This is a genomic window from Methylosinus sp. C49, from assembly GCF_009936375.1.
Classification (GTDB): Bacteria; Pseudomonadota; Alphaproteobacteria; order Rhizobiales; family Beijerinckiaceae; genus Methylosinus.
The window spans coordinates 81,689-105,967 of the sequence record NZ_AP022333.1 but is presented as its reverse complement, the minus strand read 5'-3'; the positions used below and the strand labels follow the sequence as shown (position 1 = coordinate 105,967).

Genomic DNA, 24,279 nt, shown 5'->3' with positions numbered 1-24,279 from the left:
AGTTGGATAGGCGCGATTGCGCCGATCGGCAATATTCGGTCTGTGTCGAAACTGACACATTGCGTTAAAATATAAAATAAACAATCACTTAGTTGAAAACTGCCGCGGCCTGGCTTCATAGTCCGGGCGGATGACCGGGCAGCGTCGCCTCGGCCCTGGATTTCGCCTGTTCTCATGGAAAAGCGCCTCTCATTCTGCACGAGTTCGAACCGCCCGGCGCGCATGATCGGCGCGACGGCTCGCCGTTGGCTGATACCGCTCGCCGCGCTGGCCGTCGTCGCGGGGGTTCTGCTTTTGCGCGCGCCATGGAAGCGCCCGAGCATGGGTCCACCCGGAGGGCCTCCGGGAATGGCCGCGCCGGGCGCCGCATCCGCGCAATCGGTCTCGGTGGCGACGTTGACGAAGGGCGACGTGCCAGTGACGCTGACGTCGCTCGGCACGATCAGCTCGCTCGCAACGGCGACGGTGAAATCGCAGATCAGCGGCTATCTGACCGAGATCCACTTCCACGAGGGCCAGATGGTCGAGAAGGGCGAGCTGCTCGTCCAGATCGACCCCCGCCCCTATGAAGCGTTGCTCACCCAATATCAGGGACAGCTCGAGAAGGATCAGGCGCTGCTCGATAATGCGCGTCTCGATCTGCAACGCTATCAGCGTCTGATCAAGCAGGATTCGACGTCGCGGCAGACGGTCGACACGGCCGCGGCGACAGTCCGGCAATATGAAGGCCTCGTGCGCAGCGACAAGGGGCAGGTCGACACGCAGAAGCTCAATCTCGTCTATTGTCGCATCGTTTCCCCGGTGCACGGCCGTGTGGGACTGCGCCAGGTGGACGTCGGCAATTACGTCACGCCATCCGACACGAATGGCGTCGTCGTCGTCACGCAGATCGATCCGATCTCGGTCGTCTTCACGCTGCCGGAAGAGAGCCTGCGCAAGCTCATGAAGCGACTGCGGGAAGGCGCGCGTCCGGCGGTGACCGTCTACGACCGCGCCTATGCCGAAAAGCTCGCCACCGGCGTTCTCGACGCCGTCGACAATCAGATAGACACCAGCACCGGCACGGTGAAGCTTCGCGCTTTGTTCGAGAACGCCAACGGCGCTCTTTTTCCCAATCAGTTCGTCAATGTCGAGCTCTTGCTCGACACTCAGCGCGACGTCGTCGTCGCGCCGGCGACCGCCATACGCAGCGGCGCGCCGGGTACATTCGTCTATGTCGTCAACTCCGGCGACACCGTGTCCGTTCGCAAGATCACGACCGGCGCGTCCGCCGGCGGCAACGTCGCGATCCTGTCCGGCTTGGCGCCGGGCGACCGCCTCGTCGTCGAAGGCGCCGAGCGCCTGAGCGAGGGCGCGAAAATTCGCATCCCCTCACAGTCGGCGCGAGCGGACCGGGGCCGCCCATGAATCCGTCGCGCTTGTTCATCCTGCGGCCGGTGGCGACGACGCTGCTCATGGCGGCGCTACTCTTCGTCGGCGTCGTCGCCTGGCGCTATCTGCCGCTCTCGGCGCTTCCGACAGTCGAATATCCGACGATTCAGGTCCAGACCTTCTATCCGGGCGCCAGTCCGGAGGTCATGACTTCCGCCGTCACGGCGCCGCTCGAAAAACAGCTGGGGCAGATGGCGAGTCTGCGTCAGATGTCCTCGAAATCCTCGGCCGGCGCTTCCGTTATCACGCTGCAATTCGATCTTTCGCTGTCGCTCGACATCGCCGAGCAGGAGGTGCAGGCGGCGATCAACGCCGCGACGAATCTGTTGCCGAGCGACCTCCCCACGCCGCCGGTCTACGCCAAGATCAATCCGGCCGACGCTCCGATCCTCGTCATTGCGGTGACGTCGCCGACGACGCCGCTGATCGAGCTCCAGACGCTCGCCGACACGCGGCTCGCGCAAAAGATCTCGCAGCTCGCCGGCGTCGGATTGGTGACGCTCGCCGGTGGCCACAAGCCGGCGGTTCGCGCGCGCGCCGATATACGCGCCTTGTCGGCGCATGGGCTCAACATCGATGATCTGCGCACGACGCTCGGCAACATCAATGTCAACACGCCAAAAGGCACTCTGGACGGAGCGCAGCGCTCCTACACGATCGACGCCAACGACCAGATCCAGGACCCGCGTGACTATCTCGATTCGGTGATCGCCTTTAAGAACGGCCGCCCTGTCCGGCTCTCCGATGTGGCGAAGGTCGAGCGCGATGCGGAGAACACGCAGCTGCGCGCCTGGGCGAACGCTGCGCCGGCAATTCTGCTCAACGTGCAGCGCCAGCCCGGCGCCAATGTCATCAATGTGGTCGAGGCGGTCAAAGCGTTGCTGCCGCAGCTGACGGCGAGCCTTCCTTCCTCCGTCCAGGCCCAGGTGATCGCCGATCGCACGACTACGATTCGCGCGTCGATCGAGGACGTCGAATTCGAGCTCGGTCTCGCGATCGCCCTCGTCGTGATGGTGATTTTCTTGTTCCTGCGCAATCTGCGCGCGACGCTCATTCCGAGCCTGTCGGTTCCGCTGTCGCTCGTCGGCGCTTTCGCCGCGATGTATCTGTGGCGCTTTAGCCTCGACAACCTCTCCTTGATGGCGCTGACCATAGCGACCGGCTTCGTTGTCGATGACGCGATCGTCGTCATCGAGAACATCAGCCGTCATATCGAAGCGGGCATGCGCCCGTTCGACGCCGCGCTGAAAGGCTCACGCGAGATCGCCTTCACCATCGTGTCTTTGACGGTCTCGCTGCTCGCCGTGCTCATTCCGCTCTTCTTCATGAGCGATATGATCGGCCGTCTATTCTATGAATTCTCCGTGACCCTCGCTTCGGCGATCGTCATTTCGGCTATCGTATCCTTGACCTTCGTTCCGATGATGTGCGCGCGGCTCCTGCGCGAGCAGCCGAAGCAGTCAGACGCGCGCGCCGGCGACAGTCGTGGATGGTTCGATTCCCTGCTTGCCGGCTACGACCGAGCGCTCGCCGTCTCCCTCGATCAGCAGAATGTGACGCTCGCCGTCGCCGCCGCCACTCTCGCCTTGACGGGCGCGCTCGCTCTCGTCGTGCCGAAGGGGTTCTTTCCGGCGCAGGACACGGGCGTCATCCAAGGCGTCACCGAGGCGTCGCAGTCTATTTCCTTTTCACGCATGAGCCAGCTGCAGACCGAACTCGCCAAGGTGGTCCTCGAGGACGAGGATGTCGTCGACCTATCTTCCTTCATCGGCATCGACGGCGACAACACGACGCTCAACAGGGGCCGCATGCAGATCGTTCTGCGTCCCAAATCCGAGCGGCGCCTCTCGGCGGGCGAAATCATCCGCCGCATTCAAGGGAATGTCTCGAAGGTCGCCGGCATCGCTCTCTACATGCAACCGGCGCAGGACCTCACCGTCGAAACCGAAGTCAGCGCGACACAATATCAGTTCACTCTCGACAACCCCTCGTCTGTCGAGCTCGGCGCCTGGACGCCGAAGCTCATCGCGGAGCTTCGCAAGACGTCCGGACTCGTGGACGTGACCAGCGATCTGCAGGACGACGGCCTCGCCGCCATGATCGAGGTCGATCGCGCGACGGCGGCGCGCTTCGGCATTACTCTGGCGACGATCGACAATGCGCTCTACGACAGTTTCGGTCAGCGCATCGTCAGCACGATCTTCACGCAAGCAGACCAGAGGCGGGTCATACTGGAAGCCGACCCCGACCTGCGGCGCGGCCTCGACACGTTCGATTCGATCTATCTGCCATCGGCGACGGCGAGCGGGGGACAGGCGCCGCTCTCCGCCATGGCGCGCGTCGTCGTCGGCCGCAAGCCGGTTCAGATCGGGCATTTCGCGCAATTTCCGGCGACGACGATCTCGTTTAATCTGGCGAGCGGCGCTGCTTTGGGCGATGCGATCACTGCGGTCGAGACCGCCGAGCGCGCCATCGGCCTGCCGGCGAGCTTCGGCACGCATTTTCAAGGAGCGACCGCCGCCTTCCGCTCCTCGCTGACGAACGAGCTCTATCTCATTCTCGCGGCCGTTCTCGTCATGTATGTCGTGCTCGGGGTGCTCTATGAGAGCTTCGTTCATCCTCTGACGATCCTCTCCACGCTCCCTTCCGCCGCCCTCGGCGCGCTGCTGGCGATGACGATCACCGGCTCCAATCTCGATGTCATCGCGATCATCGCGATCATTCTCCTCATCGGGATCGTCAAGAAGAATGCGATCATGATGATCGACTTCGCCATCGTCGCCGAACGCGACGAGGGCTTGACGCCGCGCGAGGCAATCCGCCGCGCCTGCCTTCTGCGCTTCCGGCCGATTCTGATGACGACGATGGTGGCGTTGATCTCTGCGGCGCCGATGGCGCTCGGCTCGGGCAATGGCTCGGAGCTGCGCCAGCCGCTCGGCGTCGCCATGATCGGCGGCCTCGCCGTCAGCCAACTGCTGACCCTCTTCACGACGCCGGCCGTCTATCTCGCTTTCGATCGACTGGCTGTGCGACTGCGGGAGCGCTTCGGCGCACGACAGGAGGAGAGCGTCTCGTGAGCATGGCCGCGCTCTTCGTCGGGCGGCCAGTCGCCACGACGCTGCTGACTCTCGCGATCGCCGTCTCCGGCCTTTTGGCGTTCGGATATCTGCCTGTCGCGCCGCTGCCGAAGGTGGATTTCCCGACCATCATGGTTCAGGCGCAAATGCCCGGCGCCAGCCCGGAGACGATGGCGTCCACCGTGGCGGCTCCGCTCGAACGCCGCCTCGGCCAGATCGCGGACGTCGCCGAGATGACCTCCGAGAATGCGGTCGGCTCGACGCGAGTCATTCTGCAATTTGGTCTCGATCGTGACATCAACGGCGCGGCGCGCGACGTGAAGGCTGCGATCGACGCCGCGCGCGCCGATCTTCCGACCGCGCTCAAATCCAAGCCGACCTATCGCAAGTTCAATCCCGCCGAGGCGCCGATCCTGATCCTGGCGCTTTCATCGAAAACGCTCACGTCCGGTCAGCTCTACGACAGTGCAGCGACCATTCTCCAGCAACGTCTTCTCCAGGTCGAAGGGATCGGTAACGTCGATGTGGGAGGCAGCTCCCTTCCTGCCGTTCGCGTCGATCTCGATCCTCGCGCATTGTTCGATTATGGGATCGCCATGGAGGAGATTCGCGCCGCTCTCTCGGCCGCGAACGCCAATAGCGCCAAAGGCGTGATCGACGAAGGCGAGCGTCGCTTCCAGCTCTATGCGAACGATCAGGCGACCCACGCTTCCGACTACGGCGACCTCGTCGTCGCCTTTCGCGACGGTCGACCCGTCTTCCTTCGCGACATCGCGGAGGTCTCCGACTCGGTCGAGAATGTGCGTAACATCGGCTATGTGAACGACAAAACCGCAGTCGTGCTGGTTCTTTTCAAGCAGCCGGGCGGCAATATCGTGGAGATCGTCGATCATGTGAAAGCTTTGCTGCCGCAGCTGCGAGCCGCCTTGCCCGGCGATGTCGAGCTCAATCTTTCCGGCGACCGCAGCGTCACCATACGTTCGTCGCTCGCTCACGCGGAGCAGTCGCTCGTCATCGCCGTGGCGCTGGTCGTGCTCGTCGTCTTCGTCTTTCTGCGCAGCTTCCGCGCGACGCTGATCCCGGCCGTTACCGTGCCGGTGTCGATCCTCGGCTCCTTTGCCGTGATGAAATTATGCGGTTACAGTCTCGACAATCTCTCGCTGATGGCTCTGACGATCGCCACCGGCTTCGTCGTCGACGATTCGATCGTCGTATTGGAGAACATCGCTCGCCACAGGGAAGCCGGCGTTCCGCGCATAGAGGCCGCCATTCGCGGCGCCGGGGAGGTGAGCTTCACCGTCGTCTCGATGAGTGTCTCGCTCATCGCCGTGTTTCTGCCGATCTTTCTCATGGGCGGCCTCGTCGGTCGGCTGTTCCACGAGTTCGCCGTCGTGCTCTCGATCGCGATCGGCGTGTCCCTTCTGCTCGCGCTCACCACGACGCCAGTGATGTGCGCACTCTTTCTCTCGGGCGAAGAGGAGCGCCGCTCCAGTCGTCTCGGACGTGCGGCCGGAGCCGCGCTCGACGCGATGCGACGGAGCTACGACCTTTCTCTGCGTGGCGCGCTCTCCCATCCGCGCCTCGTCCTTCTCTCCCTTTTCCTCACGATCGCCTTCAACATCTTCCTCTTCGCCGTGGCGCCGAAGAGCCTTTTTCCGCAGGAGGATGGCGGGTTGATGCTGGGTGGCATCCGCGCCGATCAAAGCATCTCCTTCGAGGCGATGCGTCGGAAAGTCGAGCAGGCGCTCGCGATCGTGCGGGCCGATCCGGCCGTCGAGACGGTGACGGCCTCCATCGGCGACGGCGCGGTCAATCAGGCGCGAATGTTCACCACCCTCGAGCCCCTCGACAAGGGGCGGGATTCCGCTTTCGCGGTGATGGCGCGGCTGCGCCCGAAGCTCGCTGAAATCCCCGGCGCAGAGGTGATGATGTTTCCGCGACAAGAGCTTTTTCTCGGCGGCCGCATGAGCTTCGCCCAGTTCCAATACACGCTGCTCGCAGACGACGCCGCCGAGCTTCGGAAATGGGGGCCGAAGCTCTACGCCGCAATGAAGCAGCAGGAGGCGCTCGTCGACGTCACGTCCGATCAGCAGATCGGCGGACTCGAAACTAAGGTCGTGATCGATCGGGCGACGGCGGCGCGCTACGAGGTGACGCCGGACGTTATCGACGCAACGCTCTACGACGCCTTCGGGCAGCGGCAGGTGTCGACCATCTATCAGGACCAAAATCAATACCATGTCGTGATGGGACTAGCGCCGCGCTATCTGCAGGATCCCTCCTCGATCGAGCAGATCTATGTCAGCACCTCGGGAGAGACCGCGAGCGGGAGTTCCTCCACCAACGCCACCGATGGGACCGTGTCGACCTCCTCGACGAACAGCTCGACGCGGTCGACCTCCGGAAGCTCCTCAGCGCGCAACAAGGCGACCAATTCGATTGCCACGAGCAGCGGCGGCCGCGCGTCGAGCGCCGCCGCCATCAGCTCCAGCCGGGCGGCGATGATTCCGATCACCGCCTTCTCGCGGCTCGAGGCGACGACGACCCCAGTCCAGATCAACCACCAAGGCCAGGCCGCCGCAGCGACGATTTCCTTCAATCTCGCGCCGGGGAGGACACTGGCCGATGCGACCGCCGCGATCGAGACGGCGGTCGCAGAGATCCATTTGCCGAGCTCGATCCACGGCTCTTTCGGCGGCTCGGCCGGCGCGTCCAAGTCGCTCATCGGAACCATGCCGCTGCTGATCGGATCGGCGCTTCTCGCCGTCTACGCCGTGCTCGGAATTCTCTACGAGAGCTATGTGCATCCGCTGACGATCCTCTCGACTCTCCCCTCCGCGGGAGTCGGCGCCGTGCTCGCATTGATCATCGCCGGCTCGGATTTCACCGTCATCGCGCTCATAGGCGTGTTCCTGCTCATCGGCATCGTCAAGAAGAACGCCATAATGATCGTCGATTTCGCGCTGCAAGCAGAACGGGAGGACGGCCTGCCGCCAGCCGAGGCGATACATCGCGCCTGCCTCGCGCGCTTTCGCCCCATCATGATGACGACCTTCGCGGCACTGCTCGGGGCCGCGCCGCTGGTGCTCGATCAAGGCGTCGGCGCCGAGCTGCGGCGTCCACTCGGCGTCTCTATCATCGGCGGGCTGATCGTCAGCCAATTGCTGACGCTCTATACGACTCCCGTCGTCTATCTCTATCTCGATCGCCTCCGGCTGTGGTCGCGCCGGTTCTGGCGGCGCGTCTTTCCGGGGTCGAGTGTCGCGGAGCTCGCGGAATGAAGCGCTTTTCGATGTTCTTCTGCCTCTGCGGCGCGCTGCTGTCGCTTCAGGGTTGTCTGATGGTCGGCCCGGATTATCTGCGACCCGACGTGGCCACGCCCGTCGCGTTCAAAGAGGCGCCGAAAGGCTGGAAGATCGCCGAGCCGGCCGACGGCGCCGATCGCGGATACTGGTGGCGCGTGTTCAAGGATCCGATGCTCGACAAGCTCGTTCCGCTGGTCGCGATCGACAACCAAAATTTGAAATCCTATGAGGCAGCCTATCGGCAAGCGCTCGCCGTCGTGCGTGAGGATCAGTCGAGCCTGTTCCCGAGCCTGTCGGCCAGCGGCTCTTCGACGCGTGCGCGCAGCTCCGGATCGATAGCCACGACGCAGACGGCGGAAGCCACGGTGAGCTGGGAGATCGACCTATGGGGAAAGACCCGCCGTCAGATCGAGAGCGCTGAAGCCAGCGCGGGAGCTAGCGCTGCGCAGCTCGCCGATTTGACGCTCTCTGCGCAAGCGACGCTCGTCACCGACTATTTCTCACTGCGCTATCAGGACTCGCTGGCGCGTCTGCTGAACGACACGGCGCGCGCCTACGAACGCAGCCTGAAGATTACGCAGAACCAATATGCCGCGGGCGTCGCCGCCCTGTCGGATGTGATTACTGCTCAGACGCAACTCGAGACGACGCGCGCCTCGGCCATCGGCGCGGAGGTCTCACGCGCGCAATACGAACATGCGATCGCGCTGCTGATCGGCAAGCCTCCGTCCGATCTGTCGATTCCGCGCGGCGAGTTGCCCCGCGCTGTTCCGACGTCTCCCGCCGCGCTTCCGTCCTCACTGCTCGAGCGTCGGCCGGACATCGCTGAGGCGGAGCGCAAGATGCAACAGCAGAATGCGCTGATCGGCGTCGCGATTGCGGCCTATTTTCCGACCATCGACCTCGCAGCCGTCGCCGGCTATTCGGGCGTGCCGCCGCTGATCTCGGCCAGCAACGCCGCTTGGTCGCTGGCGGCAAGCGGCAGTCTGCTGCTGATCGACGGAGGCGCGCGCGAAGCGACCGTCGACGCTGCTCGAGCGGCATATGAACAGAGCGTCGCCAATTATCGCCAAACCGTGCTCGCCGCCTTCCAGGCGGTGGAGGATCAACTCTCCGATCTTCGCCTCCTCGCCCGACAAGCCTCAGCGCAGTCGGAAGCGGTTCGAGTCTCGCAGCACGCCGTCGAGATCACGCTCAATCAATACAAGGCGGGAGCCTCGGCCTATACGGCAGTGGTCACGGCGCAAGCAACTGCGCTTTCCAATGAAGAGACTGCGCTGCAAATTCGGCAGCGCCGGCTCACTGCGAGCGCGAATCTGATGATGGCCCTAGGAGGCGGCTGGAGACCCGCGCCCTCGGAGCGTTGAAGGAGCCGGGTTGCGGTGCAGTCTGTGGTTCTGTATCGCGAATTTTTCTCGCGGTCGGGTTGGCGCTATGTTCGCCGGACTTATCCCAATCCTCACTGATCAAAACCCATGCGCCCATTCACGCAGCCCGATGGACATGATGCGCCACGGCTGGTCGATGAGCTTGTTCCAGGCGGCGCAACAATGATCGACGATATCGTCGTAGGATTTGAAGACGCGGTTGGACAACCAGTTCTCGCGCAGAAACTGCCAGACGTTTTCGGCCGGGTTCAGTTCTGGACATTTCGCCGGCAACGGAACAAGCGTGATGTTGGACGGCACGACCAGCTTGTCGGTCATGTGCCAGCCGGCGCGGTCGATGACGAGAGCGGCGTGGGCGCCTGGCGTGACAGCTTTGCTGATTTCGACGAGGAGCAGACTCATCGCATAGGTGTTGCAGGCGGGGAGAACCAGCGCCGCGCCCTTGCCGTCCTTTGGACAGATGGCACCGAATATGTAGGTCGAGGCGGTGCGCTGATCGTGGGGCGCGCTCGGCCGCGATCCGCGTTTCGCCCATCGGCGCGTGATCTTGTTCTTCTGGCCGATGCGCGCCTCGTCCTCGAACCAGATTTCTATTTTGTCGGAGGCGACGCGCTTTTCGCGCGCGATTTCCTCCAGACGAGCTGGGAAACTTTTTTAAAATCCTCGATAGCGCCTTCGGCCTGGGCATGATGACGCGGCCGCGCCGACAGCTTGCGATAGCCCATTTTGCACAGTTCGCGGCTCATGGTCTGTTCCGAGACGACGACGCGAAGCTCCTCGAATGGCCACTGACATAGATCGACGATCCGCCAGCGCACGACGCCATGAATGGCAGGCGTCGGCCCCTCTTCGATGAGCGCCGCCAGTGCGGCGCGATGTGCGTCGTCGAGCCGCGAGGGGTTCTCCGGGCGCCTTGCGGTCGACGAGCCCGTCGGGCCCCTCGGCGTTGAAACGCCGCACCCAGTCGCGAACGACCTGGAGAGTGACGCCGCCGATCTTCGCCGCCTCGCTGCGCGCGCCGCCGTCGTAGACCGACGCCAGGGCGAGAAGACGGCGCGCTTGCGCCCCGCCCTTCGAACGCTTCGCTTCGCCCGCAAGGAGCGTGCGTCGTAATCGCCCCGAAGCCCAATCGCCGCCGCCATGACGAACCTCCATGTGTTCGCCAGGTCGAATCAAATTTCAGGCGACTCGGAAATCCCTCATGTGAGTCGGCCTCTCGGAGGGTTGGTCTAAGTCGGCGCGAGCGATCACGTCGGAGAGGCCGGCCGAGCCCGAGGATTGCGCTTGTTTGAAAGTATAACAATTCCACATTTGGGCGCTGATGCCGCACATATTTTTGTTTAATATATACAAATTGCTATTCGTAACTGTTTCAATATAAGCGTCGCCACTATTGACCTCATGGGTTTCGGTTAATACTATTAATACAGTTACGATATATGAGCAAAATAAGGTATATGTCGAAATGCGCAGCCCTCGCTTGCCTCGGATATCCAGTCGGTCTCAAGTAAAATCACGGCCCGATAGCTGCATGGATGGGGGCAGGCTGCTTAGCGCGGCGGCGCTTTTGCTTCTCGGCGTCGATGGCCCCGCGCATGCGGAGCCGGGCGTCACGTCATTGCCCGCTGTCGCAGTCGATGCGCCCAAAGAGAAGCCGCGGCCGGTCGTTCGGCAGAACGCAGCCGCCGCGCATGTCGGGCGAGCGCGAGCTCGTGCTGCGACAACGCCGGCGCAGAGGCGCGCGCCTTCGCCGCCCGTCGGCGCGACGCCATCTGCGGCGCCCGTGCTGTTTCCGGCTCCATCGCAAGCCGAGCTCGGCAATCTTCCGAAGGAATATGCGGGAGGCCAGGCCGCGCGCGGCGCGCGTCTCGGAATGCTCGGCAATCGCGATTTTCTCGACACGCCTTTCAATGTGACGAGCTACACGTCGAAGCTCATCGAGAACCAGCAGGCGCGCACGCTCTCCGACGTGCTCGAGAATGATCCTTCCGTGCGCTTCACCGTGTCTTCCGGTCAGGTCCGCGAGAATTTCCGCATTCGCGGCTTTTCCGTTCTCGTCAGCGAGACGGCGCTCAACGGACTCTATGGCGTCGCGCCGGATGGCCGCGTGCCGACGGAGTTTCTGGAGCGCGTCGAGGTGCTGAAGGGGCCGGCCGCGCTGTTGAGCGGCATGGCTCCCTATGGCGCCGTCGGCGGATCGATCAATCTCGTCACCAAGCAGGCCGGCGACACGCCCGTGACGAGCGTCACCGCCGATTATACGTCGAATTCGCAATTCGGAACGCATATCGATGTCGGTAGGCGCTTCGGCCAGGACAACGCCTTCGGCGTTCGCTTCAATGGCGCCTATCGTGGCGGCGACACGACGCTCGACTATCAATCGCGCGAACGCGGGCTCGAGGCGCTCGCGCTCGACTATCGGGGCGAGAAGCTGCGCATCGCGCTCGACGCCTATTTCAACCAGGAGATCGCGCGCGGCGGCGTCCCGATGATGGCGAGCTTCACCGGAACCGGCGTCGCCGCCGCGCCGGATTCCAGCAATAATATCTTCCGCGGACTCTCTGGCCGAATGAACAATTCCGGCGCCATGGGGCGCGTGGAATATGATCTCGCCGACAATGTCACCCTGTTCGCGAGCGCCGGCGCGATCGACGCGCGCTTCAACGGGCTGACGAATTCGACCGTCGCGACCAATGTCAATGTCCTCGGCCGCTACAGCGGAACCGCCATTAATCTGCGCGGCTATACCGACACGATTTCGTTTCAAGGCGGACTGCGCGCCGATTTCAGAACTTTCGACATCGGCCACCGATTGTCTTTGAGCGCGGCCAATCTCGAATCGAAGACCGGCTCGACCTTTCAGCGCAGCTCGACCTTTGTGTCGAGCATTTATTTTCCCGTCACGCCGCTCATGGCGCGCGATCCGGGAGAAGCGCCGAAGTCGACAGATACGACGCTGTCGAGCATCGCCCTCGCCGATACGCTCTCGGCTTTCGACGATCGCGCGCAGCTCATTCTCGGCCTGCGCGCGCAGCGTGTTCAGACGAAGAGCTATAATACGACGACCGGCGCCGAGACGAATTATTACGACGACAGCGCGGTGACTCCCGCTTTCGGCCTCATCATCAAGCCTCTGCCGATACCCATGTCGCTCTACGCCAATTACATCGAGGGCCTGACCCAGGGCGACCGCGTCACCGACACGGCGGCTGCGAATTATAATCAGATGTTTCCGCCCTATAAATCGCGGCAGATCGAGACGGGCGTCAAATGGGACGCCGGAACGGTCGCCAACACGCTGAGCTTCTACGAGATCGAGAAGCCGAGCCTCATCAAGAGCGGAAACGTCTACAATTCCGACGGGCGCCAGCGAAACCAGGGCATAGAGTGGAGTGTGTTCGGCGAGGTCGTCGAAGGCGTGCGCATTCTCGGCGGCGCTTCCTATACGATCGGCGTGCTCACCAAGACGGCGAATGGCCAGCTCGACGGCAAGACGGCATATGGCACGCCGAAATGGCAGGTCAATCTCGGCGGCGAATGGGATACGCCTTTCGTTCCGGGGCTGACGCTCGAAGGGCGCGTCGTCTACACGAGCGCGCAATTCGTCAACTCCGCCAACACGCAGAAAATTCCCGAATGGGCGCGTCTCGACGCGGGCCTGCGCTATTCGACACAGCTGCTCGACAAGAAGGTCACCTTCCGCGCCAATGCGAATAATCTGCTCGATCACAATTATTGGGCCGGGTCCTATTTCGCGGATGGCATCGTCACATTGAGCTCGCCGCGAACGGTTCTCCTGTCCGCGACTGTCGATTTCTGAGGACAGCGAAATGTCGGCGGCGCTCATCACTTCATCGGCTCTCGCCCTCGTCGTCGCCGGCGCAGCCTGTCTCTATCTCGCCTCGCCGCGCCAATCGCTCTCGCGCCTTCGGTGGCGGAAGGCGGGCCTCTTTGCGGCGGCCTTTCTCCTCGCCGCTTGGTTGGTCTGGACGATACGTCTCGAATCCTCGACCGCCTTCTTCGCGACGCTCGCCGCGCTGATGCCGCTGTTGATCGCGCTGCCGAGCCTCGTGGCTCTGAAAGGGAAGAAATAGGCATGGCCGAGTTTCGCTCCGATTGGCTGAGCAAAAGCGTGGCCGGCACTTCGCTGGGCTTCACATTGGCGGTCGCTCTCGCCGGCCTCTTCGCCGTCGCCGGCCCCGGCGGCCTCGAGGCGCGCAACAAATATCAATTCGTCATGTGGCTCGTTGCGCCGATCTGGCTCGGCGTCGCCAGTCTCGTCTTTCTGTTTCGCAGCGGACGCGCCGCCTTTCTGTGGCTGGGCGGCGCCAATCTTCTCGCCTTCGGCGGACTCTATCTCTGTCGGCGACTTCTGCACTGAGGACGAGACATGCGCGGCGAGATCTTGCGGCTCTACAAGAGCGTTCACACATGGACCGGCATTGTGACCGGCATGCTGCTCTTCGTCTGCTTCTACGCCGGCGCGCTCACCGTCTTCGCGGAGCCGCTCTCCCATTGGGCTTCGCCTCCCACCGGCGGCTCCATTGCGACCGAGGACGCCGATCGTCTCATCGAGAAGACATTGGCGGCGCGGCCCGAGGCGGCCAAAGACTTCACGCTCCGGCTCGCGACAGCGAACGAGCCGGCCCGCTTGACTTGGCGCAAGAGCCGCAACGACGATGTCGTCTGGTCGGCGACGCTCGGCGCGGACGGCGAATTGCGCACTGAGCGCTCGAACGCTTTCGGCGTCGGCGCCTTTGTGGATTCGATCCATCGAACCGCCGGCCTCCCTCTCGACCGCGAGACGGGAACGACCGTGATGGGCGTCGTGAGCGCCGTCTATGCCTTAGCGCTCGTCTCCGGCCTCATGCTGGTTCTGCCCTCCATCGCCAAGGATTTTCTGGCGCTACGACTCACCGCGAATCTTAAGCGAATGTGGCTCGATGCGCATAATCTCGTCGGCGTCGCGAGCTTCCCCTTCCATCTCGTCATCGCGCTGACAGCGGTGGTGTTCGGCCTGCACGAGCCGATCTATGACGCTTTGGATCATGTCGTCTACGATGGCAGGCTGCCGACGATCATGCGCTCGACCGGCCCTTTCGGAGGCGCAAAGCGCGACGAGCAGAAGGCGCCGATGAAGAAGGTCGCGGAATTGGCCGCGGCCGTCGAATCCGTCTCGCCGCAGTTCTCGCCGATCAGCCTGCATTATCGCGACGCGGATACGCGCGGCGCGCTGGTGCGCGTCGTCGGAGAGGATCCGCGCTTTCTGTCGCGTGGCGGCGGCTTCGCCGTCGTGCGTGGCGCGACCGGAGAAGTCGTCAATGTGGATTATCTCCCGGAGAAGCAGAGCGGCTGGACGGCCGCCGTATCGCCATTCTTCGCGCTGCACTTCGGCAGCTATGGTGGCGAGCCCGTGCGCTGGGCCTATTTCTTCCTCGGCCTCGCCGGCGCCTTCCTGTTCTATTCCGGCAATCTTTTATGGATCGAATCGCGTCGGCGGACCGTGCGTCGCCATGGGGAGCAGGTCATGCAAACGACGGCCTCGCGCCTCATGGCGGCGGCGTCGATCGGCGTGTGCTCAGGATGCGTCTGCGCGCTCTCTTTCGCCATTGCCTCCACCAAATGGCTCTATGGCCATGTCGAGGACGTCGAGGCGTGGCGACATGGAATCTATCACGCCGTGTTCTTCGGCGTTCTCGCCTTCGCGTTTCTGCGCGGCGCGGCGCGCGCTGGAATCGAGCTGGCCTATGTCGCGGCGGTCGGCGCTCTCTCGCTTCCCCTCACCAGCGCGGTCGCTCTGGCGGAGCCAAGCCTCGGGCCTTGGGCGGCGGCCGATCCGATCAGTGTCGGCGTCGATATCGTCGCTTTGTGCGCGGCGCTCTGCTTTGTGGCTATGGCGCGCGTAACGGCGCGCCGCGTGGAGCTGGGGCCGTCGGACAGCGTCTGGTCGACGCGAGGGCAGGAGCCGGCCCCAGGCTCCGCAATTCCAGTTTCTTCGAGCGGATGCGCTGTTGCGGTCGGCGCTGGTGAAGGAGACGACATCCATGGATGACGCGCAGATCAATCCCTTCGACGACGAGCGTCTGAGCTTCGTCGTTCTCGTCAACTCCCGGGCGCAATACAGCCTGTGGCCCGATTTCTCCGCCGATCCGAAAGGATGGCGCCGTGTCTTCGGTCCGGGGACGCGCCTGCAATGCATGCAATATGTCGACGATCATTGGATCGACATGCGCCCATGCGCAGAGGCCGGCTGACGCGTCGTTTCGCGCCTGTTTTGTTTCGTGACGTTTCGATTTTCAAAGGACTGATCGTGCTCGCAGACATCGCTCCAGAGCGGCCGCTCGCGGCTGCACAGACGCTTCCGCTCGTCGCGGCGCAGCCCGGCATATGGATGGCGGAGCAGCTCGCCGCCGCCGCCAACGCTTATGTCGTCGCGCAATATGTCGAGCTGAACGGCAGGGTGGACGTCGCCTGCTTCAGCGCCGCGGTCCGTCTAGGGCTCGCGGAGGCCGATCTCGTCCATGCGCACTTCGTGGAGACGGAGGAGGGGCCTGCGCAGCTCGTGCCGAACAATGTGCAAGCGGTCGATCTGCCGGAGCCGGACTTCATCGATCTGACAGGCGAAGCCGATCCGGTCGCGCCGCGCAGCGGCTGATGCGCGACGATCTGAAGACGCCTCGGACGCTGCGCGATTGGCGCGCGCGCTCGCCGAGGCCGGGGTCGGGCGCGGCGATCTCGTCGCGGTGGCATTGCCGCGCTCGGCGCGGCTCGCCGTCGCGCTGATGGCGGCGCAGCAGGCCGGCGCCGCCTATTTGCCGCTCGACACGAGCTATCCCGACGAGCGTCTCCACTTCATGGTCGAGGACGGAGCGCCGCGCCTCATCGTCACGGACGAGGCGTCGGCAAGCCGGTTCGAGGGGCTGGCGCCGCTGCTCGCCTTCGACCTCGTGCCGCAGATCGACGAAGCGGAGGAGGCGGATTTCGTCTCTCCCGTCACGCCCGATGATCCGGCCTATGTGATCTACACATCTGGCTCCACGGGCCGACCGAAGGGCGTCGTCGTCTCGCATCGCGCCATCGTCAACCGGCTGCTGTGGATGCAGCACGAATATGGCTTCGGCGCCGGCGACGTCGTGCTGCAGAAGACGCCATCGAGCTTCGACGTCTCCGTTTGGGAGTTCTTCTGGCCGCTGATGGCAGGCGCGGCTCTCGTCATGGCGCCGCCGGAGGCGCATCGCGATCCCGCGGAGATTCTGCGGCTCATCCGCGCGCATCGCGTCACCACGCTGCATTTCGTTCCCTCCATGCTCGCCGCCTTCGTCGCGGCGACCGACGCCGCGCGTGCCGCCGAGGCGGAGAGTCTGCGCCGCGTCTTCTGCAGCGGCGAGGCGCTGTCGCGCGAGCTGGCGGAAGACTTCGGGGCGCTGTTCGGCGTTCCGCTGCACAATCTCTACGGTCCGACCGAGGCGGCGGTGGACGTGACCTTTCAACCGGCCTTCGGCGCGGCCCTCGCGGGCCTCGAGACGACGGGCGTTCCGATCGGCAGGCCCGTTTGGAACACGGGCGTGCGCGTGCTCGACGCCTGGCTGCGGGAGGCGCCGATCGGCGTCGCCGGCGATCTCTATCTGACCGGCGTCCAGCTCGCCGAGGGCTATTTGCGGCGGCCGTCGCTGACGGCGAGCCGTTTCGTCGCCGATCCGCAGGCCGCGGGCGAGCGAATGTATCGCACCGGGGATATCGTCCGCCGGCGGCCGGACGGCGCGCTCGACTATCTCGGGCGCAGCGACGATCAGATCAAGATTCGCGGCCAGCGCATCGAGCTCGGCGAGATCGAGAGCGTCCTCGCCGAGCAGCCTGGCGTGGAACAGGCGGCGGTCGTCGCGCGAGTCTCCGCGGCGGGCGGCCTCGTCGGCGCGGATGAACGGCGGCTCATTGGATATGTGGTCGCGGGCGTCGAGATCGACGTCGAGGCGCTGCGCCGTGCTGTGGCGCAGAGGCTTCCGGCGCATATGACGCCGACGGCTATTGTGCGCTTGCCGGAATTTCCGCTCTCCGCCAGCGGCAAGCTCGATCGCAAGGCGCTGCCGGAGCCGGAGGCTGCGCCGCGCCGCCACGGACGCAAGCCGACGCCCGGCGTCGAGATGGCGCTCGCCGATCTCTTCGCTCGCGCGCTCGGCGTCGACCAGCTCGACGCGGACGATGATTTCTTCGCGCTCGGCGGACATTCGCTGCTGGCGATGCGCCTCGCCGCGGATACTCAGCGCGAGATGAAGGTCTCCGTCTCGGTCGGCCAGCTGATGGCCGCGCCGAGCGTCGAGAGCCTCGCGCGCGAATTATTCGCGGAGCGGCGCGAGGAGGATCGCCGCGCCGGCTTCGCCGAGACGCTGCGACTGCGCGCGGGCGAGGGGCCGCCGCTCGTCTGCATCCATCCGGCCTCGGGCTTCTCCTGGCAATTCGGCGTGCTGACGCGCTATCTGCGCAGCGATTGGCCGGTGATCGCGCTGCAATCGCCGCGGCCTTCGGGGCCGATCGCCTCCTGCCGCAATATGGAGGACGTTTGCGACCGGCATCTCGCGACGCTGCGCGAGATTCAGCCGCGCGGTCCCTATCGGCTGCTCGGCTATTCGCTCGGCGGCGTCGTGGCGCAAGCCATTGCGGCGCGGCTTTCGGCGGAGGGCGAGGAGATCGCTTTTCTCGGCCTGCTCGACACCTATCCGTCGGAAATCCAGGATTGGAGCAAGCCGCTCGATGCGGCGGGCGAAGCGGAGATCGAGCGCGAGAAGGCGCTGTTCATGGACGCTTCGCAAGAAGCGCTCGATTCGACGCTCGCGCGCGAGAAGGCGGAGATGTTTGGCCATATCATGGCCAATTACGAGGACTCGGTCCGCCTTCTCGCCTCGGCGCGGACGCCTCGCTACGAAGGCGAGGCGACGCTCTTCGTCGCGCTGCGCACTCTGCCGGAAGGCATGGACGTCGAGGAGACCTGGCGGCCCTATGTCGGCGCGCTGAAATTCGTCGCCTTCGATTGTCCGCATACCGAAATCATCTCGCCGCGCATGCTGCGGGAACTCGGCCCCGCGCTGAACGAGATTCTCGTCACGATCGACGCGAAGCGAGGTCCCGAATGAGCGCCCTCGCACGCTTCTTCCGCAGATTCTCCAGCGATCGGACCAACATGACCAAATCTCGCATTTTGACCGATTTCAGCCTGTTGCGCGACAATCGCGATTTCCGCGTCGTGTTCGTGGCGCGGACGCTGTCGCTGTTCGCGCTCGGCCTGCTCACCGTCGCGGTTCCCGTGCAGGCGTTGCAGCTGACCGGCTCACCCGCGGCCGCCGGATTCGTCGTCGCTTTCGGCGGCGTCGCGGCTTTCGTCGGCCTCCTCGCGGGCGGCGTGCTGGCGGATCGCCACGACCGCCGCAAGCTCATCCTCTTCGCGCGCGGAACCTGCGGCCTCGGCTTCGTCGCGCTCGCCCTCAACGGGCTTGCGGTCTCGCCCTCGCTCGCCGTCGTCTATGCGCTCGCAGCCTGGGACGGTTTCTTCAGCGCATTGGGCGTGACGGCGCTGCTCGCCGCGACGCCGGCCATCGTCGGACGCGAGAATCTCGCCGCCGCCGGCGCGCTCAATATGATCGCCATGCGGCTCGGCGGCGTCGCCGCGCCGGCGCTCGGCGGCCTGCTCATCATGTCGGCGGGCGTCGGTTGGACCTATGCCTGCGCCGCCGCCGGCGTGCTGGCGACGCTGGCGCCGCTGCTGCGCCTGCCGCCGCTGCCGCCCGAAGGAGTGAGCCCAGAGACGCCGGCGCGCGCGCTTCTATCGGGCGTGCGCTATCTTTTCGAAAATCGCATCGTCGGCGCCGTGGTCGCGGTGGGGACGCTGGCGAGCCTCGCCGGCGGCGTGCGCGTGCTGTTTCCGGCGCTCGCGAGCGCCTATGGGGACGGCCCGGCCGATGCGGGGCTCATGTATTCCGCCGTTCCGCTCGGCGCCGCTCTCGGCGCGACGACGAGCGGCTTCGTCGCGCGCCTCGCGCGTCCGGGCCTCGCTCTGCTCACCTGCGCCGCGGCCGCATTCGCGGCGTTGGCCGCGCTCGGCGCAGTCGGCGGACTGGTTCCGGCGCTGCTCGTCCTCGTCGTCTACGGCTATCTCGGCTCCATCGTCTCGCTGCTGCAATTCACGCTGGTGCAGAAGAACACGCCGGACCGGCTGCGCGGGCGCGTCAACGGACTCTGGACCGCGCAATTCATCGTGGGCGACGCGCTCGGCGCGCTCCTGCTCGGTCTGCTCGGAGGGATGCTCCCGCCCGCGCCGGCGGTGGGCGTCTTCGGCCTCGCGGCTCTTCTCACCTTCTTGCCGATGGCGGCGGTCTTTGGCGCGTTGCGCCGATCGCCGGCCGAACCCGCGGCCGAAGGCGCGGCGATCGAAAAGGAAAAGCAGAGCCTCGCGCCCTCCGGTTGAGGCGCGACGCTCAGAACCAAACGAGGGACCGCTTTCTTCGCTGACGCGGCGGCGCCTGCCGCCGCGGCTGGGAGCGCGCGTCCCGCTCGACCGATCTCATTCGTCCACAAAGGAGCGCTCCGATGGACGCGATTGTCGCAGAAAGGCCTTCCAGAGAGATTTCGGCGCAGGCCGAAAAGCCGTCGTTTCTGTTCAGCTCGCCCCATTTCGCCATAGAGGCCTATGGCGTTTTCGAGCGAATACGCACGCCAGCGATCGGCGGCGGGGGCGCAGACAGCGTTCTACAGGCGGCGGTCGACGCCGCGCTGGCAAGAGCGCGTCGCGCGGGACAGGATCATCCGATCGTCGTCGGCGCTATCCCCTTCGACTCGCGTCAGCCCTCCTTCCTCTTCGCGCCAAAGACGCATCGCATCAGCGCGCCGCGCATGGCGACGAGCGCGCCGGAGGCGAAGGCCAGTGTTCCCGCGCTCTGGTATCGCAGCGTGCCGGGACAGAGCGGCTTCGAGGAGGCCGTCGCCCAGGCCGTCGCCAATTTTCGCGACGGCCATGCGCGCAAGGCGGTGCTGTCGCGCATTCTCGAGATCGAATTCGCCGAGCGTGTCGACGCCGTCGCGATTCTCGAAATTCTGCGGCGCCAAAATCCCGCCGGCTATCATTTCCATGCGCCCTTGCCCGACGGCGGCGTTCTGCTCGGCGCGAGTCCCGAGCTGCTGATCCGCAAGATCGGCGGCTCCATCCGCTCCAATCCATTGGCAGGCTCGGCGAAGCGCGTCGCAGAGCCGGAAGAGGACGCGCGCGTCGGGCGCCGTCTCCTGCAATCGAGCAAGGATAACTTCGAGCACAGGCTCGTGATCGACGAAATTCGTCGTCTGCTCGAGCCCTTATGCGCCGAGCTGCGCATCCCGGACGAGCCGGCGCTGATGAACACGCCGACCATGTGGCATCTCTCGACCGCTATCTCCGGCGAGCTCGCCGACGGACGTCTCTCCGCTCTGCGACTCGCGAGCCTGCTGCATCCGACGCCGGCCATATGTGGGTCGCCGACCGCGCAAGCGCGCATGCTGATCGAGCGGCTGGAGCCTTTCGATCGCGGCTTCTTCGCCGGGATCGTCGGCTGGTGCGATGAGAGCGGTGATGGCGAATGGGCGATCGCCATTCGTTGCGGCACAGTGAACGAGATGGTCGTGCGCCTGTTCGCCGGAGCGGGGATCGTCGAGGCCTCCGACCCGCGCGCCGAATGGGCGGAGACCGAAGCCAAGCTCGCCACCATGCTGCGCGCTTTCGGCGTCGAGCGGGGGATCGCGCAATGAGCGTCGATTTCACTCCCTGGCCCGAAGTTCTCGCGCGCCGCTATCGCGAGAAGGGTTATTGGCGCGGCGAGCCTTTGACTGCTCTCCTCACGAAGCGGCTGGAAATCGCGCCCGACGCCACGGCGATCATCTGCGGCGAGCGCCGCTTCAGCTACGCAGAGCTCGACGCCTGGTCGACGAGCCTCGCCATCGGCTTCTCGCGCCAGGGCCTGCGCGCCGGCGACACGGCGCTCGTGCAGCTACCGAATGTCGCCGAATTCTACGCGGTGTTCTTCGCTCTGCTGAAGATCGGCGTCGCGCCGGTCAATGCGCTGTTCAGCCATAACCGCCTCGAGCTGTCGGCCTATGCGAATCAGATACGCCCCGCGCTGCTCATCGCCTGCGCGCGGCATCCGCTATTCGCCAATGGCGCTTATGTCGAAGCCTTGCAGATCGCTATTCCGGCGCTGCGCGTCGTGCAGATTCTCGGCGAGACGTCTTATGCGGAAAGCCTCGCGCCTTTCGCTGAGCGTCGCTACGACGTCTCGGCGCGAGAGCTGCGCGGCTCCGCGCCACAAGAGGTCGCCCTTCTGCAATTGTCGGGCGGCAGCACGGGAACGCCAAAGCTCATTCCGCGCACGCATGACGACTATTATTACAGCCTGCGCCGCAGCGCCGAAATATGTGGCCTGACCGAGAATAGCCGCTATCTCTGCGCGCTGCCGGCGCCCCATAATTTTCCGCTCAGCTCGCCCGGCGCGCTCGGCGTGTTTCACATGGGCGGAACAGTCGTGCTGGCGCCGGACCCGAGCCCATCCGTCTGCTTCGATCTCATCCGCCGCCATGGCGTCGACATCGCCGCCGTCGCGCCGCCGATCGCAATGCTCTGGCTGGAGGCCGTGGCCGACGAGGCGCCGCTTTCGAGCCTGCGCCTGCTGCAGGTCGGCGGCGCGCGGCTCGCCGATACGGTCGCGCGGCGCATTCCTGCGACGCTCGGCTGCCGCTTGCAGCAAGTGTTCGGCATGGCCGAAGGGCTGGTGAACTATACGCGCCTCGATGATGACGAGGAGACGATCTTCACGACGCAGGGACGGCCCATGTGCGAGGACGACGAGGTGAAGATCGTCGATGCGCAGGGCGCGCCCGTCGGTTCCGGCGAGATCGGCGAATTGATGACGCGCGGGCCTTACACATTCCGCGGCTATCATCGCGCCGCCGAGCAGAACGCCCGCGCCTTCGACGCCGAGGGCTTCTACCGCTCCGGCGATCTCGTGCGCATGACAGAGACGGGACATATTCAAGTCGTCGGACGCAAGAAGGATCAGATCAACCGCGGCGGCGAGAAATTCGCGGCCAAGGAGCTGGAGAATCTGCTGCTGACGCACGCGCAAGTCGCCGACGCCGCGCTGGTCGCGACTCCCGACGCGCTGATGGGCGAGAAGAGCTGCGCCTGTGTCGTGGCGCGCGGCGATGTGCGGCCGCTCGCTCTGCGCAAACATTTGCGCGCGCTCGGCGTGGCGGAATTCAAGCTGCCGGATCGATTCGAATTTCTCGAGCGGCTGCCGGTCACGGCCGCCGGCAAGATCGACAAGCGCGCCTTGCGCGATCTCGTCTCGAGCAGACCCGCTTCCTGATGCGTGGAGAGGAAACGACAATGGCCATTCCCCGGCTTCCGACCTATTCTTTGCCGCGGCCCGAGGATTTTCCGAAGAACAAGGTCGGCTGGACTTTCGCGCCGAAGCGCGCCGTGCTGCTCATTCATGACATGCAGGATTATTTCCTGCATTTCTTCGGCGATGAGAGTCCGCTCGTCGCGCAGCTCGTCGCCAATGTCGCGGCGTTGCGCGCTTTCTGCAAGTCGCGCGGCGTTCCTGTCGTCTACACGGCGCAGCCGATCGACCAGAGCCCAAAGGATCGCGGTCTACTGAATGATATGTGGGGGCCGGGACTGAACGCGCATCCGCAGCTGAAGGACATAGCCGCCGCGCTCGCGCCCGAAAGCGACGATACGGTGCTCGTCAAATGGCGCTACAGCGCGTTCCAGCGCTCGCCGCTCGAAGCGATGATGAGAGAGTGGGGGCGCGATCAGCTCGTGATCTGCGGCGTCTATGGGCATATCGGATGCCTGACGACAGCGCTCGATTCCTTCATGCGCGATATCGAGACCTTCGTCGTCGGCGACGCCATCGCCGATTTCTCGCCCGAAGACCACGACATGACCTTGCGTCTTGTCGCCGGCCGCTGCGGCGTCGTCGCCGCCGCGGATGCGCTGATCGGCGCGCCGGCGCCGCGCCTGACGCGCGCGCAAGTCGAGACCCGCGTGCGATCCCTCATCTCGCTCGACGGGGAGACTTTCGATCCAAACGAAAATCTCATGAACTATGGGCTCGATTCCATTCGCGTCATGACGCTGGTGACAGAATGGCGCAAGCTCGGCGTCGAGATCGGCTTCGTCGATCTCGCCGATAATCCGACGCTCGACGGCTGGTGGGCGTTGATCGAGCGCAAGCTCGCAGCGGCGTGACCACCATCGTCACGAAAGGAGGGGCGAGATGAATTCTGCACCGAGCTTGCAGATGGGTTTCGACGGCAAGAGCGTCTGGGTGACGGGCGCTGGGCAGGGGATCGGCCTTTGCGCCGCGACGACATTCGTCGCGCTGGGCGCGAATGTCGTCGGGCTGGACAAAGCCTTCGCCGAAGCGCGCTATCCCTTTCGCACGCTCGTCGTCGACCTCGCCGATCACGCGCAGGCCGAGCGCGCCTGTGCGCATCTGCTGGACGAATCCGGGCGGCTGGATGTGCTCGTCAATGCGGCGGGAATTCTGCGTCTCGGCGCGACGGAGGAGGTGAGCCTCGAGAATTGGCGCGCGTCTTTCGACGTCAATGTCTCGGGCGCCTTTCATCTGCTCCGCAACACGATCGCGCAATTCAAGCGCCAGCGCTCCGGCGCCGTGGTGACAGTCGGCTCCAATGCGGCGCATGTTCCACGCATGTCGATGGCGGCCTATTGCGCGTCGAAGGCGGCGCTCGCCAGCCTGACGCATTGCGTCGCGCTGGAGCTTGCGCCCTTCGGAGTGCGATGCAATCTCGTCTCTCCTGGCTCGACTGATACGCCCATGCAGCGCTCCCTGTGGCGTGCGCCGGACGCCGAGCAGCGCGTCGTCGCCGGATTTCCAGAGGCGTTCAAGCTCGGCATACCGCTCGGCAAAATCGCGACGCCGCAAGAGATCGCCAATGTCATCGCCTTTCTGGCGTCGGACCTCGCGAGCCATATCGTCATGCAGGACATTGTCGTCGATGGCGGCGCCATACTCACGGCCTAGGGCCTGTTGG

15 protein-coding genes and 2 pseudogenes are annotated in these 24,279 nt (G+C 64.8%); 16 read left to right on the top strand and 1 reads right to left on the bottom strand.

Annotation, left to right across the window (positions count from 1 at the left end; genetic code table 11):
* Positions 1-321 precede the first annotated feature (321 nt).
* Genes GYH34_RS18845 through GYH34_RS18830 form a run of 4 tightly spaced genes read left to right on the top strand, consistent with a single transcriptional unit; the run spans position 322 to position 9,180 of the window.
* Positions 322-1,407, top strand: coding sequence for an MdtA/MuxA family multidrug efflux RND transporter periplasmic adaptor subunit (locus GYH34_RS18845; RefSeq protein ID WP_244635404.1), 1,086 nt, complete (start codon positions 322-324; stop codon positions 1,405-1,407).
* Positions 1,404-4,508, top strand: coding sequence for an efflux RND transporter permease subunit (locus tag GYH34_RS18840; RefSeq protein WP_161915153.1), 3,105 nt, complete (start codon positions 1,404-1,406; stop codon positions 4,506-4,508). The genes GYH34_RS18845 and GYH34_RS18840 overlap by 4 nt, the downstream gene beginning before the upstream one ends.
* Positions 4,505-7,789 (top strand): efflux RND transporter permease subunit, encoded by a 3,285-nt coding sequence (locus tag GYH34_RS18835; RefSeq protein WP_244635403.1) that lies wholly within the window; start codon positions 4,505-4,507, stop codon positions 7,787-7,789. The genes GYH34_RS18840 and GYH34_RS18835 overlap by 4 nt, the downstream gene beginning before the upstream one ends.
* Complete coding sequence (locus GYH34_RS18830) at positions 7,786-9,180, top strand: efflux transporter outer membrane subunit (protein ID WP_161915152.1); 1,395 nt, start codon at positions 7,786-7,788, stop codon at positions 9,178-9,180. The genes GYH34_RS18835 and GYH34_RS18830 overlap by 4 nt, the downstream gene beginning before the upstream one ends.
* Before the next feature lie 99 nt (positions 9,181-9,279).
* Here the strand turns inward: GYH34_RS18830 and GYH34_RS18825 are convergent.
* Positions 9,280-10,343: pseudogene (locus tag GYH34_RS18825) on the bottom strand (IS630 family transposase).
* A gap of 389 nt (positions 10,344-10,732) precedes the next feature.
* On the opposite strand from GYH34_RS18825, the gene GYH34_RS18820 reads away from it, so the two are divergent.
* From GYH34_RS18820 to dhbA, 12 genes and pseudogenes are all read left to right on the top strand, one after another.
* Positions 10,733-13,021, top strand: coding sequence for a TonB-dependent siderophore receptor (locus GYH34_RS18820; protein ID WP_161915151.1), 2,289 nt, complete (start codon positions 10,733-10,735; stop codon positions 13,019-13,021).
* A 10-nt stretch (positions 13,022-13,031) separates the two neighbouring features.
* On the top strand, positions 13,032-13,295 hold the full coding sequence (locus GYH34_RS18815) for a hypothetical protein (RefSeq protein WP_161915150.1): 264 nt from the start codon (positions 13,032-13,034) through the stop codon (positions 13,293-13,295).
* A 2-nt stretch (positions 13,296-13,297) separates the two neighbouring features.
* On the top strand, positions 13,298-13,582 hold the full coding sequence (locus tag GYH34_RS18810) for a hypothetical protein (RefSeq protein ID WP_161915149.1): 285 nt from the start codon (positions 13,298-13,300) through the stop codon (positions 13,580-13,582).
* A 9-nt stretch (positions 13,583-13,591) separates the two neighbouring features.
* Positions 13,592-15,253 (top strand): PepSY-associated TM helix domain-containing protein, encoded by a 1,662-nt coding sequence (locus tag GYH34_RS18805; RefSeq protein WP_161915148.1) that lies wholly within the window; start codon positions 13,592-13,594, stop codon positions 15,251-15,253.
* A complete protein-coding gene (locus GYH34_RS18800) occupies positions 15,246-15,455 on the top strand; it encodes an MbtH family protein (RefSeq protein WP_161915147.1) in 210 nt (69 codons plus the stop codon). The genes GYH34_RS18805 and GYH34_RS18800 overlap by 8 nt, the downstream gene beginning before the upstream one ends.
* A 56-nt stretch (positions 15,456-15,511) precedes the next feature.
* The gene (locus GYH34_RS18795; protein ID WP_161915146.1) at positions 15,512-15,856 is read left to right on the top strand and encodes a condensation domain-containing protein; all 345 of its coding nucleotides are present in this window, start codon (positions 15,512-15,514) and stop codon (positions 15,854-15,856) included.
* A 37-nt stretch (positions 15,857-15,893) separates the two neighbouring features.
* Positions 15,894-18,329: pseudogene (locus GYH34_RS18790) on the top strand (amino acid adenylation domain-containing protein); the annotation flags it as partial.
* Complete coding sequence (entS, locus tag GYH34_RS18785; RefSeq protein WP_244635402.1) at positions 18,326-19,657, top strand: enterobactin transporter EntS; 1,332 nt, start codon at positions 18,326-18,328, stop codon at positions 19,655-19,657. The pseudogene GYH34_RS18790 and the gene entS, both read left to right, overlap by 4 nt.
* Positions 19,658-19,779: 122 nt before the next feature.
* Positions 19,780-20,967, top strand: coding sequence for an isochorismate synthase (locus GYH34_RS18780; protein WP_161915145.1), 1,188 nt, complete (start codon positions 19,780-19,782; stop codon positions 20,965-20,967).
* Positions 20,964-22,580: a (2,3-dihydroxybenzoyl)adenylate synthase gene (locus GYH34_RS18775; protein WP_161915144.1), complete on the top strand. Its 1,617-nt coding sequence runs from the start codon at positions 20,964-20,966 to the stop codon at positions 22,578-22,580. The genes GYH34_RS18780 and GYH34_RS18775 overlap by 4 nt, the downstream gene beginning before the upstream one ends.
* 20 nt (positions 22,581-22,600) lie before the next feature.
* Positions 22,601-23,470, top strand: a complete 870-nt coding sequence (locus tag GYH34_RS18770) for an isochorismatase family protein (RefSeq protein WP_161915143.1) — start codon at positions 22,601-22,603, stop codon at positions 23,468-23,470.
* Between the two features lie 28 nt (positions 23,471-23,498).
* Positions 23,499-24,269, top strand: a complete 771-nt coding sequence (gene dhbA, locus GYH34_RS18765) for a 2,3-dihydro-2,3-dihydroxybenzoate dehydrogenase (protein WP_256367051.1) — start codon at positions 23,499-23,501, stop codon at positions 24,267-24,269.
* Positions 24,270-24,279: the final 10 nt, after the last annotated feature.

Coding starts and splice junctions, on each gene's coding strand:
- GYH34_RS18845 (WP_244635404.1), top strand. CDS start 322: ATGGGTCCACCCGGAGGGCCTCCGGGAATGGCCGCGCCGGGCGCCGCA.
- GYH34_RS18840 (WP_161915153.1), top strand. CDS start 1,404: ATGAATCCGTCGCGCTTGTTCATCCTGCGGCCGGTGGCGACGACGCTG.
- GYH34_RS18830 (WP_161915152.1), top strand. CDS start 7,786: ATGAAGCGCTTTTCGATGTTCTTCTGCCTCTGCGGCGCGCTGCTGTCG.
- GYH34_RS18820 (WP_161915151.1), top strand. CDS start 10,733: ATGGATGGGGGCAGGCTGCTTAGCGCGGCGGCGCTTTTGCTTCTCGGC.
- GYH34_RS18815 (WP_161915150.1), top strand. CDS start 13,032: ATGTCGGCGGCGCTCATCACTTCATCGGCTCTCGCCCTCGTCGTCGCC.
- GYH34_RS18810 (WP_161915149.1), top strand. CDS start 13,298: ATGGCCGAGTTTCGCTCCGATTGGCTGAGCAAAAGCGTGGCCGGCACT.
- GYH34_RS18805 (WP_161915148.1), top strand. CDS start 13,592: ATGCGCGGCGAGATCTTGCGGCTCTACAAGAGCGTTCACACATGGACC.
- GYH34_RS18800 (WP_161915147.1), top strand. CDS start 15,246: ATGGATGACGCGCAGATCAATCCCTTCGACGACGAGCGTCTGAGCTTC.
- entS (WP_244635402.1), top strand. CDS start 18,326: ATGAGCGCCCTCGCACGCTTCTTCCGCAGATTCTCCAGCGATCGGACC.
- GYH34_RS18780 (WP_161915145.1), top strand. CDS start 19,780: ATGGACGCGATTGTCGCAGAAAGGCCTTCCAGAGAGATTTCGGCGCAG.
- GYH34_RS18775 (WP_161915144.1), top strand. CDS start 20,964: ATGAGCGTCGATTTCACTCCCTGGCCCGAAGTTCTCGCGCGCCGCTAT.
- GYH34_RS18770 (WP_161915143.1), top strand. CDS start 22,601: ATGGCCATTCCCCGGCTTCCGACCTATTCTTTGCCGCGGCCCGAGGAT.
- dhbA (WP_256367051.1), top strand. CDS start 23,499: ATGAATTCTGCACCGAGCTTGCAGATGGGTTTCGACGGCAAGAGCGTC.